At 32.2% G+C, this 14481-nt stretch carries 14 protein-coding genes; all 14 read left to right on the forward strand.

What is annotated here, in order from left to right; all coding sequences use genetic code 11:
• Positions 1 to 487 (forward strand): GxxExxY protein (locus tag HMPREF9073_RS03700; RefSeq protein ID WP_009412654.1); only part of this gene is annotated, 487 nt, incomplete at its 5' end.
• A 107-nt stretch (positions 488 to 594) separates the two neighbouring features.
• Positions 595 to 1908 (forward strand): lipopolysaccharide biosynthesis protein RfbH, encoded by a 1314-nt coding sequence (gene rfbH, locus HMPREF9073_RS03705; protein ID WP_034555320.1) that lies wholly within the window; start codon positions 595 to 597, stop codon positions 1906 to 1908.
• A gap of 232 nt (positions 1909 to 2140) precedes the next feature.
• The gene (locus HMPREF9073_RS03710; protein WP_009412656.1) at positions 2141 to 3019 is read left to right on the forward strand and encodes an NAD(P)-dependent oxidoreductase; all 879 of its coding nucleotides are present in this window, start codon (positions 2141 to 2143) and stop codon (positions 3017 to 3019) included.
• The gene (locus tag HMPREF9073_RS03715) at positions 3016 to 4035 is read left to right on the forward strand and encodes an NAD-dependent epimerase/dehydratase family protein (RefSeq protein ID WP_009412657.1); all 1020 of its coding nucleotides are present in this window, start codon (positions 3016 to 3018) and stop codon (positions 4033 to 4035) included. Before HMPREF9073_RS03710 ends, HMPREF9073_RS03715 begins: the two co-directional genes overlap by 4 nt.
• 9 nt (positions 4036 to 4044) lie before the next feature.
• Entirely contained in the window at positions 4045 to 5322 is a 1278-nt protein-coding gene (locus tag HMPREF9073_RS03720) for an NAD(P)/FAD-dependent oxidoreductase (protein ID WP_009412658.1), read from the forward strand.
• Positions 5319 to 6731: an O-unit flippase-like protein gene (wzx, locus tag HMPREF9073_RS03725; protein WP_009412659.1), complete on the forward strand. Its 1413-nt coding sequence runs from the start codon at positions 5319 to 5321 to the stop codon at positions 6729 to 6731. The genes HMPREF9073_RS03720 and wzx overlap by 4 nt, the downstream gene beginning before the upstream one ends.
• Positions 6728 to 7732, forward strand: a complete 1005-nt coding sequence (locus HMPREF9073_RS03730) for a glycosyltransferase family 2 protein (RefSeq protein ID WP_009412660.1) — start codon at positions 6728 to 6730, stop codon at positions 7730 to 7732. Before wzx ends, HMPREF9073_RS03730 begins: the two co-directional genes overlap by 4 nt.
• Entirely contained in the window at positions 7729 to 8688 is a 960-nt protein-coding gene (locus HMPREF9073_RS03735; protein WP_009412661.1) for a hypothetical protein, read from the forward strand. Before HMPREF9073_RS03730 ends, HMPREF9073_RS03735 begins: the two co-directional genes overlap by 4 nt.
• The gene (locus HMPREF9073_RS03740; RefSeq protein WP_009412662.1) at positions 8685 to 9629 is read left to right on the forward strand and encodes a glycosyltransferase family 2 protein; all 945 of its coding nucleotides are present in this window, start codon (positions 8685 to 8687) and stop codon (positions 9627 to 9629) included. The genes HMPREF9073_RS03735 and HMPREF9073_RS03740 overlap by 4 nt, the downstream gene beginning before the upstream one ends.
• A complete protein-coding gene (locus HMPREF9073_RS03745) occupies positions 9619 to 10359 on the forward strand; it encodes a glycosyltransferase family 2 protein (RefSeq protein WP_009412663.1) in 741 nt (246 codons plus the stop codon). Before HMPREF9073_RS03740 ends, HMPREF9073_RS03745 begins: the two co-directional genes overlap by 11 nt.
• Positions 10356 to 11201 (forward strand): glycosyltransferase family A protein, encoded by an 846-nt coding sequence (locus HMPREF9073_RS03750; RefSeq protein ID WP_009412664.1) that lies wholly within the window; start codon positions 10356 to 10358, stop codon positions 11199 to 11201. Before HMPREF9073_RS03745 ends, HMPREF9073_RS03750 begins: the two co-directional genes overlap by 4 nt.
• 86 nt (positions 11202 to 11287) lie before the next feature.
• Positions 11288 to 12274 carry an EpsG family protein gene (locus HMPREF9073_RS03755; RefSeq protein WP_232212877.1) on the forward strand — a complete coding sequence of 329 codons (987 nt, stop codon included), beginning with the start codon at positions 11288 to 11290 and terminating at the stop codon, positions 12272 to 12274.
• Between the two features lie 5 nt (positions 12275 to 12279).
• Entirely contained in the window at positions 12280 to 13314 is a 1035-nt protein-coding gene (locus tag HMPREF9073_RS03760; protein ID WP_009412666.1) for a glycosyltransferase family 1 protein, read from the forward strand.
• Positions 13311 to 14426, forward strand: a complete 1116-nt coding sequence (locus HMPREF9073_RS03765; protein ID WP_009412667.1) for a glycosyltransferase — start codon at positions 13311 to 13313, stop codon at positions 14424 to 14426. Before HMPREF9073_RS03760 ends, HMPREF9073_RS03765 begins: the two co-directional genes overlap by 4 nt.
• Positions 14427 to 14481 lie beyond the last annotated feature (55 nt).

Consider the following 14481-nt stretch of genomic DNA (forward strand, 5'->3'; position numbering starts at 1 on the left):
TGTAATTATAGGACAGAACCTATCATCTCAACCTAAAAGATATTCGTGCCAATTCGTGAGATTCGTGGGCGAAAAAAAACCTGAAACAAATTGTATCAACAACAAAATGATGATAATAGAAAAAGAACTCTCCTATAAAATTGTAGGAGCTATTTATGAAGTTTACAATCAATTAGGTATAGGGTTATTAGAAAAAGTATACGCTTCTGCACTCAAATTTGAGTTAGAGAGCAGAGGGTTAAAAGTACAAACAGAAGTACCTATTCCTGTATACTATAAAGGTAATCTTTTACAAGATGTTGCTTTTAGAATAGATTTATTAGTAGAAGATAGAATTATTGTTGAGATTAAATCAGTAGAAGAACTAAGTGCGAAACACCACAAACAAATTTTAAACTATTTAAAACTATCAAATTTAAAATTAGGAATATTAGTCAATTTCAACGAAGTAGATATCAATGAAGGAATTTTCCGAAAAGTGTTATAGAAACCCCATCATCTCAACCTGAAAGATATTCGTGCAAATTCGTGAGATTCGTGGGCGAAAAAAACTAAAAAACATTCGTGCAAATTCGTGGTCAAAAAAAAGAAAATATGTCATTAGAAACAATTAGAGAAGAAATAGCAAAATTAGTAACCCAATATGCCGAAGAGGCTTACAAACCCAAACCCTTTGAAGCAGGAAAAACGGTAATCCCTCCTTCAGGAAAAGTAATCGGTGAGCAAGAACTCCAAAATATGGTCGCCGCCTCTCTCGACGCTTGGCTCACCACAGGACGCTTTAATGCTGCTTTTGAAAAGAAGTTAGCCGACTTTCTGGGGGTAAAATACTGCATCACTGTAAACTCAGGATCTTCAGCCAACTTAGTAGCCTTTAGTGCGCTCACATCACCTAAATTAGGTGACCGTGCTATCAAAAAAGGTGATGAAGTAATAGGCGTTGCAGCAGGATTCCCTACTACAGTGAACCCTATTGTTCAGTTTGGGGCTATACCCGTATTTGTAGATGTAGATCTACATACTCACAATGTAAACGCCGACCTTATAGAACAAGCTATTACCCCTAAAACAAAGGCGATAATGCTTGCCCATACTTTGGGAAACCCTTTCAACTTAGAGAAAATAAAAGCCCTTTGTGAGAAATATAACCTTTGGCTTGTAGAAGACTGCTGCGATGCACTCGGCGCTACCTATAACGGACAAAAAGTAGGTACTTTTGGCGATATTGCTACCCTGAGTTTCTATCCAGCTCACCATATCACAATGGGTGAAGGAGGAGCAGTATTTACTAACAATCCAGAACTAAAAACCATAGCTGAGTCTTTCCGCGATTGGGGGCGTGATTGCTATTGTGCACCAGGTTGTGACAACACTTGCAACTGCCGTTTCTCGCAACAGCACGGTGATTTGCCTTTTGGATATGACCATAAGTATGTATATTCACATTTAGGTTACAACCTAAAAATTAGCGATATGCAAGCCGCTTGCGGATTAGCACAGTTAGACCGCGTAGAGGAGTTTATAGAAAAACGCCGTAAAAATTTCGCCTACCTCAAAGAGCGACTCCAAACCCTTACTGATTTTTTATACCTACCAGAGGCAACCCCCAATAGCAACCCTTCGTGGTTTGGTTTTCCTATCACCCTTAAAGAAGATGCAGGTACCGCACGGGTAGATTTACTCCGTTTTTTAGACCAGCACAAGATAGGCACACGTTTACTATTTGCGGGTAACCTCACTAAGCAGCCTTACTTTAAAGGAGTGGAATACCGTGTAGTGGGTGACCTTACTAATACCGATATCACAATGAATCAAACCTTTTGGGTAGGTATTTATCCAGCTTTAGGCGAAGAACAGTTAGACTATATCGCAGAAAAATTAGAAGAATATTTTGGAGTAAATTTCTAACTTTAGCACAAAATAGGTTTCTTTACAATATCACCCTCATCAGCGTAAGCTGAAGTATTCGTGCAAATCATAAACTTAGAGGTCAGAACCTATCATCTCAACCTAAAAAATATTCGTGTAGATTTGTGAGATTCGTGGGCAAAAAAAAAAAACATCAGCGCAAGCTGAAACGTGCCTTTCGTAGGAGCTTTCAATCCTACATAGAGCAAAAAATTGAAGTAGCAATATAATTATGACAATACTTTTAACGGGCGCAACAGGATTCCTCGGCAGTCATTTGCTGAAGGCATTGATAAATAAGGGCTATGAAGTAGTAGTACTCAAACGCTCTACCTCTAATATGTGGCGTTTAAAAGGTTTTGAAAACACCTTTAAAAGCTATGATATAGACCAAGTACCTTTGCAAAAAGCCTTTGAAGAACAATATATAGACACTATCATTCATACAGCCTGTGTGTATGGTAGAAAAGGAGAGAGTATACAGCAGATACTCAAAACAAACTTAATGTTCGGGATAGAATTGCTTAGTACAGCAATAGATTTTAGCACAAAACATTTCCTTAATACTAGTACACTTTTAGGTAAACAAATAAACGCTTATGCCCTTTCAAAAAAACAATTTGAAGAGTGGTTAAAATTAGCTTCTAATAAAATACAAGTAGTGAACTTAAAATTAGAGCTTATGTTTGGAGAGCAAGATGGCAATGACAAATTCACCTCTTGGATCTTGAATGAACTCCAGCAGGAAAAAAACATCATCCCACTCACCGCAGGCACACAAAAGCGTGATTTTATTTATATAGACGATGTGGTAAGTGCCTACCTTACTTGTTTAGAACAAGCACCACAACTAAAAGCTTTTAATGATATAGAGGTAGGTACAGGTGTACTCACTCCCGTAAAGACTTTTGTAATACTTGTCAAAGAGGTATTAGAAAAACTTAAAGGCAACCCAATAAAAACACAGTTGAATTTTGGAGCACTTCCTTACCGAGAGGGGGAGATTATGGAACCCCAAGTAGATAATAGTAGGTTATGTTCTTTAGGGTGGCAACCTAAAAGAAGTTTAGAAGAAAATATAGAACGATTTGTAAAACACGAGATACAATGAAATATTTGATAACAGGCGGTTGCGGCTTCGTAGGAAGCAACTTAGCTCAAGAAGTATTAAAACGAGGAGAAGAATTGGTAGTTTTAGACAATCTTTTCCGTTATGGTAGTGCCCAAAACTTAGATTGGCTCAGAACGCTCGGTAAATTCTCTTATTATCCTTATGATATACGCAACACCAACGATGTAGAAACTGTGATCAAAAAAGAACAGCCTGATATTGTGTTTCATTTGGCTGGACAAGTAGCAATGACTACTTCTATTGAAAATCCACGTTTGGATTTTGAAGTGAATGCAATGGGCACTTTCAACTTATTAGATGCTATTAGAAAATACTGTCCTGATGCTTACATCTTATACTCATCAACCAATAAAGTATATGGCGATTTCGCTAATCTTACTTTTCAAGAAGAACAGATGCGCTATACCTGTCAAGAATATCCTAAAGGATTTCCTGAAACTTATCCTTTAGATTTCCATTCGCCTTACGGATGTTCTAAAGGATCAGCCGACCAATATTTATTGGATTTTCATCGTATTTATGGACTTAAAACCCTAGTATTTAGACATTCATCAATGTATGGAAGTCATCAGCACGCTACCTTCGACCAAGGTTGGATTGGTTGGTTTGTGCAAAAAGCAATTGAGATAAAACAAGGTACAAATCGAGAACTATTTACTATCTCAGGCAATGGCAAGCAAGTACGTGACGTGCTTTATGCCGATGATGTAGTAAGTCTTTATTTTCAAGGTATCAAATATATAGAACAAGCCAAAGGGCAAGCCTTTAATATAGGTGGAGGTATTGAAAATAGTCTTTCACTACTAGAACTTTTTGCTATGTTAGAAAAACTTTTAGGTATAAAAATGCAATATAAAGAGCTCCCCTTTAGAGAGAGCGATCAATTAGTATTCGTAGCCGATAATACTAAAGCTCAAAAAATATTGCAATGGCAACCTAAAATGACCTCAAAAAGAGGAATAGAAAAAATGGTAGAATGGATTGGAAATAAATAATTAAAAATTTTGGTAGCAATTTTAGGAGCAGGAATAGCAGGTATTGCAGCAGGATACCATTTATCACAAAGAGGTATTGAACATACTATCTTTGAGAAAAATAGTTCTTGGGGAGGCTTATGCGATAACTTCTCAATAGGTGAAGGCTTCTTGTTTGATAAGTTTGTCCATCTTTCTTTTACAAAATCAGAAGTAGTAAAAAACCTTTTCCAAAACAATACAGCTTTCTATAGTCATAAGCCTGAATCATCTAATTATTATAAAAACTTATGGTTAAAACATCCTGTACAAAACAACCTTGCCCCTTTGTCTATAGATGAAAAAATAAGAATTATAGAAGATTTTGTCGCTAAACCTACTCTTAATACGATTCAGAACTATGAAGATTGGCTATTGGTGCAATTCGGGACGTATTTCAAAGAACATTTTTCTGAAAAATACACTTATAAATATTGGACACTCCCTTCAAAAGAACTTTCTACCGACTGGTTGGGCAGTCGAATTAGCATTCCATCTTTAGAAGTACTATTAAGAGGGGCTTTTGAAGTGCAAGAAAAGAACTTTTATTACGCTCAAGAAATGCGCTATCCACAACAAGGAGGCTATAAAAGTTTCCTAAATACAATGGCTACAAATACTTCTATAAAGACACAGAAAGAAGTTGCTCTTATTGACCCTATTCACAAAAAAATTACTTTTACAGATGGTTCTGAAACTAACTATGAAAAACTTATTAGCTCTTTACCTCTGCCTGAGATAGTAAAAATTATAAAAGATGCTCCTAAAAGCATTCTTGAAGCTGGTGAGAAACTATTGGCAACCTCAGGTCAGTTAGTGTCTATAGGATTCAATCGCCCTGATATACCTAAACATTTGTGGTTTTATATCTATGATGAGGATATTTTGCCTGCAAGAGCCTATTCTCCTTCGCTCAAATCACCCTATAATGTACCAAAAGGGAAAAGCTCCTTACAGTTTGAAACCTATTTTTCAAAAAAGAAACCTAAGCAGCTTTCTGGTGATAGTTTGGTAAACCACATTATCGAAAAAGGTATACAGATGAAACTTTGGGAACTTAACGACATTGCAATTACCGATTATCGAGAAGAAAAATACGCTAATGTAGTATTCGATTTCAATAGAAAGAGCAACGTATCTCTAATACAAGATTATTTGAGAACAGTAGGTATCATTAGTATAGGCAGATTTGGAGAATGGGATTATTTTTGGAGCGACCAAAGTTTATTAAGTGGCTTTAAAGGAGCTAATACAATAGGAAACAGATGATAAAGATAACTAAAACAGATGTACTTTGGAATTATATAGCGCAGTTCTTTAGTTTAGCTTCTGGGCTCATTACCCTACCTCTTATTTTAAAGATGCTAACTGTAGAAGAAATTGCACTCAACTATATTTTTCTAACAGTTTCATCTTTAGTACTCCTTTTCGACTTTGGCTTTTCACCTCAATTTAGTCGTAATGTAAGCTATGTATACGGAGGTGCTCAAACACTAAAAAAAGAAGGAATAGAAGATGCTTCCTCTGCAGAAGTGGCTATCAACTACCGATTAATAGCTACTCTCGTAAAAGTAGGTCAGTATGTCTATCTCCGTTTAGCATTGTTAGTGCTACTGGTAATGCTCTCTGTCGGAAGTCTATATATTTACAAGGTTACAGATGGCTTCCATTCAGTAGCTCACTCATTGCCTATTTGGATAATTTTTTCAGCCTCTACTGCTTTTACTATTTATTATGAATATTATAATTTCCTACTCACGGGAAAAGGTGCTATCAAAGAAACTAAAATAGCTTTACTCGCCTCTCGGATTGTTTATATAGGGCTTACTTTTTTGTTCTTGTATATAGGTTGGGGACTGATGGGAGTTGTATTGGCAAATTTTATAGCTCCTTTTGTAAATAGAATGTTGTGTTATCGATTTCTTTTTACAGAAGAATTTAGAACCCAGTTAAAACCTTACAATATTAGCAAGGAAGAAATCAGTGCAACTTTTGATGTGATATGGTACAATGCTAAAAAATTAGGCTTAGTTTTTGTAGGAGCTTATGCCATTACAAAATTTAGTATGTTCTTAGCAGGTTTATACTTATCAAACGCAGAAATAGCCTCTTATGGATTGATGATGCAATTGGTAAATATACTCTCAACAGTAGCAACAACTTTTTTTATTACCTTTCAACCCAAATTTGCTGCCTTACGTGTAGAAGGAAACTCACAAGGTTTTGTAAGCTTGTTCTCTTTTAGTATAATTATTTTTTACATACTATTCACTTTAGGAGGAATTATATTACTATTCTTAGGTAATACAATTTTAGGATATATACACTCAAATGCTTTTCTGCCTAATAAATTGATTCTTTGTCTTTATATAATAGTTGTACTTTTAGAAAACAATCACTCACATTTTGCAACAGCTATTATCAGCAAGAATAATATTCCTTTTGTCAAACCTGCTCTTTTAGCAGGAATTGGAATCGCAATAGGAAGTTTTATAGTATTAAAATATACCTCTTGGGGAATTTTAGGCTTAGTCCTTGTACAAGGATTTTGTCAAGCAGTGTACAATAATTGGAAATGGCCTTTTGTCGTACTCAGAGAATTTAAACTCACAATATTTCAATTCATTCATTTAGGTATACAAGAAACTTATTACAAACTAAAAAACATTTTCAAATGAGATATACAGCCGTAACCCATATACCCTCTATAGCTATAAAGCAAGGAGTTGTCCCTGAAGGAGCACAGATTACAATAGCAATCCCCACCTACAAGCGAGCTCACTTGCTTAGAGAGACCCTTGAAAGTTGCTTAGCTCAGCAAACAAACTGCCCTTTTGCTATAATGGTAGTAGATAATAATCCAGAACGAGAGTGCGAAACAGAACAATTGTTACGAGAGTACAAAGCAATTCCCAATCTGTTCTACTATAAAAATACAGAAAACGTAGGGATGACAGGTAATTGGAACAAACTTTTTGAACTATCTCAAACAAACTTTGTGGTAATGCTTCACGATGATGACTTGATCAATCCTTCTTATATCGAAAAAATATATGATGTTTTAAAACTATATAAATATAATGTAAATGCTATTTATGTACAACACTTTCTTTTTACTCATATTTCAGAAATATCTATACAAGAATCTAATAAAAATTATAGAGTAATTCCCTTAAAACCATTTGATTATATTTTTGGCGTGTTTTCTACAATTTCTGGAGTTTGTTTTAATAAGAAAGTAGCAGTTAAGCTCAATGGCTTTGACGACACACATTATCCCTTGATGGATTATATGTTCAGTTATTCTATTACTAAAGAAACAAAAGTACTTAAAATAGTAGGGGTACCTTTATTAATGTACAGATGTGATGAAAATGTAAGCAGTACAGCAGAAAATACATTCAAACTTATCGATGAATACAAAAAAACTACAGATATTATACTGTTAGATTATCCTTTTTATAAAAAATTATACCCCTCATTCTTTAAGTATTTGATAAAAAAGAATGTAATAGAGGAACAAAAAAGAGTTTTTAATACCCAAGACCCACGTTTAGATGAAAAATATAACGAAATAACAAAAAGTATTACACCCTATGACAAAATAGTCTATCTTTTTTGGAGAATCCTCAGAAAAGTTAATTTTTTTAGCAAACGATTATATCAAAAAAGAATATGAATACACTAAACACCCCTATTTTATTCCTAATTTTTAATAGATTAGACACTACTAAAAAAGTATTTGAAACTATTAAAAAAAATAAACCCTCAAAACTTTATATCGCAAGCGATGGTGCCAGAGCTCATAAGCAAGGAGAAAAAGAAATTGTACAGCAAGTAAGAGACTTTGTTTTAGAAAATATCAATTGGGATTGTAAAGTCCAAACTCTCTTCAGGCAAGAAAACTTAGGTTGTAAAGAAGCCGTAAGTACTGCTATCTCTTGGTTTTTTAATAATGAAGAAATGGGTATCATCTTAGAAGATGACTGTTTGCCAGACGATAGTTTTTTCTATTTCTGCCAAGATTTACTTATTAAATACCAAAACGACTCTCGAATTTGGCTTATAACAGGTACAAATGATTTGGTAGAAAATGTCTCTACTGATAAAGAATCATACTATTTTTCCAAATATGAACATATTTGGGGATGGGCTTCTTGGAGAAGAGCTTGGCAATATTACGACAAAGATATTTCTTACTACCCCGACCTGAAAGCTAAAAATATATTTCAAAAACTGTTCGCTAATAAAGATGAGTATCTCTACTTTTCTAAAATATACGACAAATTATATCTAAAAGGTATTGATACTTGGGATTATCAATGGAAACTAACCATAATGATAAATAATGGACTATCCATTATCCCAACTGTTAATCTGATTTCTAACATAGGATTTGGCGTAGGAGCTACTCATACTCATTCCGCCGAGGATGACAATGCAAACCGAAAAACTGGAAAAATAACTTTCCCTTTACAACACCCTTTTTATATAATTCCTAACTTTGCAAATGATGAACAAAAAAGAAAATTAATATTACAAGGAACAAACAAACTAAAAATAATGATCAAAGTGCTAAAAACTCATAGCATATCTGAAATTTTAAAAAAACTTATACAAAAAATCAGAAAATGAATACTCCAAAAGTAAGTGTACTAATTCCAGTGTACAACAGGCAAAATCTGATAGAAGCAACAGTAAAAAGCGCTTTAGATCAAACCTACCCAAATACCGAGATTGTAATCGTCGACAACAAAAGTACTGATAACACTTGGAAAATACTCCAAGCTTTAGCGCAAACTGATGATCGTGTCAAAATTTATCAAAATGAAACCAATATAGGCCCTGTAAGAAATTGGCTAAGATGTATAAACGAAGCTACCGGAGAATATGCTAAAATTCTTTGGTCAGACGACTTAATCGATCCTACCTTCTTAGAAAAAACAGTTCCTTTTTTAGAAGATAAAGAAGTAGGATTCGCTTTTACAAGTGCTAAAATTTTTAAAGTTAACATTACAGAACCTCATAAAATCTCTCTCTATAGAATAGGAAAAACAGGATTATATCCCACAGAAAAATATATACAGAGTATTATAGATGATAAAGATTATCCCGTCTCTCCAGCTTGTGCTTTGTTTAGATTAAACGATTTAAAGAATAATACACTTGCCGATATCCCTAACAAAGTAGCAAGTGATTTTGCTATGCACGCTATAGGAAATGATTTGTTGATGTATTTACTAACAGCTAATCAATACCAAAAATTCGCATTCGTAAACGAACCTTTGTCCTACTTCAGAGCTCATAACGACTCTATTACTATAGCTTCTGATAGAGAAAAATTATATCTGTATTATGCTTTAGCTGGAGCTTATTTTGTAGAGAATCATCGCCCTGATCTAATAATAAAAATGAATACTAAAATATGGTTCTTACTGAAAAAATATAAAAAACAAGCTAAAAAGTATAATATGTATCATATTTTAGATTTTTATATGAACAATAAAAATCAAAAAATAGATATAAGTTTTATAGCAAAAAAGATATTTAGAAAAATATTGAGCTATGTCAAATAACACACAATCACCCCTTATCACCATCATCACCGTTGCCTATAACGCAGTGAAGGATATTGAAAATACGATCCTATCGGTACTCAACCAAACCTACCCTAATATAGAGTATATCATCATAGATGGAGGTAGTACCGATGGCACCCTTGACATCATCAAAAAATATGAGGATAAAATTTCCTATTGGGTAAGTGAACCTGATAAAGGCATCTATGATGCTATGAATAAGGGAACTCTAAAAGCTACAGGGGTGTGGCTCAACTTTATGAATGCAGGTGATACCTTCTATAATGAACATGTTTTAGAAAAAGTATTTAAGGATAATGATTGGAGTGACGCCGATGTAATCTATGGAAATGTAAATATAGAATATCCTAAGAAAACAAAGTTAAAAAAACCGTTACCTTTAAAAAGAATAGAACAACAAATGGTCTTCTGCCATCAAGGAAGTTTTGTAAGAACTATGTTACAAAAACAATATTTATTCAACACAACTTACAGAATTTCTGCTGATTACAATTTTTTTCATCAACTTTATATAGAAGGTAAACATTTTCATTACTTAAATTTTGTTATCGCAAAATTTCTATTCGGTGGGCTATCCTCTAATGCTATTACTAAAATGTTTGTAGAATCTTGGCATATAGCAGGAACAAAATATAATAATTTTTATATTTACACCATACTAAAAGTAAAAATGATAGAAAAAATAAAAAGGCTTTTTAGGTTATGAAAAAGATAATGTTAGCAATGGCTACCTACAATCGCAAAGAGGTTTTAGAGAAAACTATAGTTTCTTTAACGCAAGTAAAAAATATAGAAGATGTAGATATTTTTATTTTTGATGATTGTAGTACAGAATATACGAAAGAAGACTTAAAGAAAATGATCCCTTTTGCCAAACAAATTGTAGTAAGAGAAAATAATTTGAGGGCTGATAGGAATATGTATCAAATACATCAGGATTACATAAATAGTAATTATGATATTTTATTACAAGTAGATTCAGATGTTATTTTTCATAAAGATTTTATAGAGATCATAAAATCTATACTTTCTACACAAACAAAATATCCAGTATTTAGTTTGTATAATTCAAGCAATCACCCGTTTGTTGAAAAAGGAAATTCATTAGAGATTAATAAAGTTGCCTTTAAGGAAAAACATTCAATAGGAGGTATATGTGTTTTGTTTACAGATAAAAATATACTTAAAAACATATTAGATAATATTCCTAAGGAAAGAAAATCATTTGCTTATGATTGGTATTGGTCTCATAAATTGCAAGAAAAAGGAACTCCAGTGATGGTAAGTGAACAAAGTTTTTTACAACATATAGGAGTAGAAGGGCAGAATAACAAAGAGATAAAAGGGATTGATATAGGATTAAATTTTACACCTACTAATACTAATGATTTAGAATTTTTATTGCAGCACTACGAAATAGTTATTTCTAATTTCGCAAAACAGAATGATAAGTATGTGTTTTTCAGTAGAAACAATTTTTTTATAAAGTGTATTATTACAATTTATAGATTTATAAAAAGTTTAAAGAGAAAAATTTTTAATAAATGATATATTTCCTTGTACCCATATATTCTTTTTTAGGCTTTGCTAGTAATCTTCTTGTTGAAAATTTTTCTAAGAAGATAAAATTTTATATGTATATATTCTCTTATATCCCTATTATTTTCGCGCTTCTATACATCGCAGGATTAAGAGATATAACAGTAGGTACAGATACTGCTCATTATCGAGATATTTTTAATAACCCCGACGATATTGAAATAGGGTTTCAGTGGTTCGCTGAATTTATAAAATATATAGGAGGTAATTTCCACCTTTTTCTCTTCTTATTTTTCTTTATCTCATTATCCCTAAAGGTATACGCTTTTAAAAAAGTCTCTTTATATCCCTTACTTTCTATTTGTATTTATTCAAGCTTTTGGTTTTTAGTATATGAAATGAATGGTATTCGGCAAGGGCTTGCTTTAGGTTTTATAGCACTGAGTTACTATTTTCTTTCCGTAAATAAAAGTTGGTATTTCTATTTGTCGCTTTTAGGAGCTATTTTATTTCATTACTCAGCACTCGTTTTTCTACCAATTATCTTTATTATAAAAAAGAAATGCACAAATCTCATCTTTTGGATAGTATTAGGAACCGTAGTTGCTTTTGCTTATTTAGGGGTAACCTCTTTTATATTAGAAGGATTAGGTACTATTATAGGGGTTGATTTGCGCCTAATAGAAAGAATTATATCCTATCAAAACAATGAAGCTTTTAACGCTAATATTCTCTATTCATTCAGTACATTTGTGAGATTTGTAATATTATTCATTACTTTTTTCTTTATCAATAGAGTTCACCTTTCTGAAAGAACAAAAAATATATTCTTATGGTGTGCTCTCTTAAATATTAGTGTTTATCTTTTGTTCAGTGAGGTAGAGATTATCGCTACAAGGCTCTCTTTGTATTATCGCTTTTATGAATGTTTCTTTTTAGCTTGTTTGCCTAATGCTTTTAAAGGAAAAGTAACCAAAATTTTGATAGGATTCCTTTTGTGTTTATATGCTCTTTCTCAAATAATAAAAACATTAGCCATCCCAAATAATGCTTTAGTGCCTTATAAATCTATATTGTTCTAATAAATATGAAAATAGCTATCGATTGTAGAATGTATAATAGTTCAGGTATTGGAACTTATTTACAAGGTATTCTTCCTTATCTATTGGCTGAGCAGAAGAATAATTACTTATTGTTAGGAAATTTCAATATACTATCTAAATATAAAGCAAAGAATGTAGAAATTCAAGAAGTAAATATACCTATATTTTCAGTAAAAGAATTATTTTGCTTCCCTTGTGCAAAAATCAACTCTTACGACGTATTTTTAACCCCTAATTTTAATATCCCAATAGGAATAAAAATACCTATTTATGCTTTTATCCACGATGTTGTTTTCTTAGACATCAAAGAACTTACTTCAAAAATAGGTTACTATATAAGGAAATTTTATTTAAATAGGGCTGTTAAAATAGCTAAAAAAATATTTACTGTTTCAGAATTCTCTAAAAAAAGAATTTCATTCCATTTCAAAAAAGCAAAAGATATTGTTGTAGCTCCTTGTGCTATTAAAAATGAGCTCATAAATTATTTCCCACAAAAAGTTTCTATTTCCAAAGAATTTATTATCTTTGTAGGCAATATCAAACCTCACAAGGGCTTAGAAACCTTAGTGAAAGGATGGAGATATGCAAGAAAAAAAGGATTTGATAAACAATTGGTAATAGTAGGCGAAAAAGAAGGATTTAAAACCAAACTCTCTAATGAAGAGTTCCTTAAAGATCAAAATATTATTTTTACAGGTAGAATATCCGATGAGGAACTCTATAACTATATGAATGAGGCTTCTATGCTAGTGCAACCATCAATTTATGAAGGTTTTGGGCTTCCTCCCTTAGAAGCTCTTTATTTAGGAACAACTTGTTTATTGTCTGATATTGAGGTTTTTAAAGAAATTTATACCGAATTCCAAAATTGCTATTTTTTTAATAAAGAAAGTCCAGAAGATTTAGCAAAAAAATTATTGTCCTTATCTCCTCAAAAAATAGAACAAAAAAATTTTATAAACAATCATTTTCATTTTAAAAAAACTACTCAAATCATTTTAGAAAATATAGTATGAAAATATTGCAAATAGGAAAATTCTATCTTCCTCATTCAGGAGGTGTAGAAAAAGTTCATTTTGATCTTGTTGAAGGACTAAATGAAAAAGGTATTCAAACAGATGTTTTATGTGCTAATCATTTAAAAGGAAATTCTTTTTTTGATGAACACTATAAAATATTTGCAGCTCATACTATAAAAGTATTAGCTTCTACCCCTTTGAGTTATAGTATAATTCCAATTCTCAAAAAAATACAACATAATTATGATATTATACACATCCATTTACCTAATCCAATGGCTAATTTAGCTGTTTTTCTCACCCAACCTAAAGCTAAAATTATACTACATTGGCATAGTGATATTATACGACAAAAAAAACTACTTAAACTATACGCCCCCTTACAAACTTGGTTATTAAAAAAAGCAGACAAAATAGTCATTACAACCCCCACTTATGTAGAAGGATCTTCTACCTTAAAAAAATATAAAGATAAAATAACTTGCATTCCTATTGGTATTGACAATAAAGAACTAACAGTAAATGAAACAAAGCTTAATGAGTTAAAAAAAGAATATAAAGGAAAAAAAATAGTATTCTATTTAGGAAGATTAGTTTATTATAAAGGTATTGAATACCTTATTGAAGCTTCAAAATCCTTACCCGATGATACAATTATTTTAATAGCTGGTATAGGAGAACTAAAAGACAAACTTCAAAAACAAATACATTCCTATAATTTGGAAGACAAAGTAAAACTCTTAGGAAAAATCCCTTTTGAAGAGTTAGGTGCTTATTATCAACTTTGTGATATATTTTGCCTCCCCTCTACCGAGCGCTCAGAAGCTTTTGGAGTAGTACAAATCGAAGCTATGGCTTTTGGAAAACCTGTTATTTCTACAAGTATCAAAGGTTCAGGGGTTGATTGGGTAAACCTCAATAATGTATCAGGCATTATTGTGCCCCCTAAAGATGCTAACAAATTAGCAGAAGCTATTATAGAATTGCTTACTGATGAAAAGAAATACCAACAGCTATCAATAGGTGCTAAAAAAAGATATGAAGAAGAGTTCACAAAAGAGAAAATGGTTGAAAAATTTAGAAATTTATATTTAGAAATACTAAAATAGCCCCACTTCGATATAACAGAACATTATAATTCACCGTCAGGTGAAAATTCGTGAG

Origin of the sequence: Capnocytophaga sp. oral taxon 326 str. F0382, assembly GCF_000318295.1 — a bacterium.
GTDB lineage: Bacteria > Bacteroidota > Bacteroidia > Flavobacteriales > Flavobacteriaceae > Capnocytophaga > Capnocytophaga periodontitidis.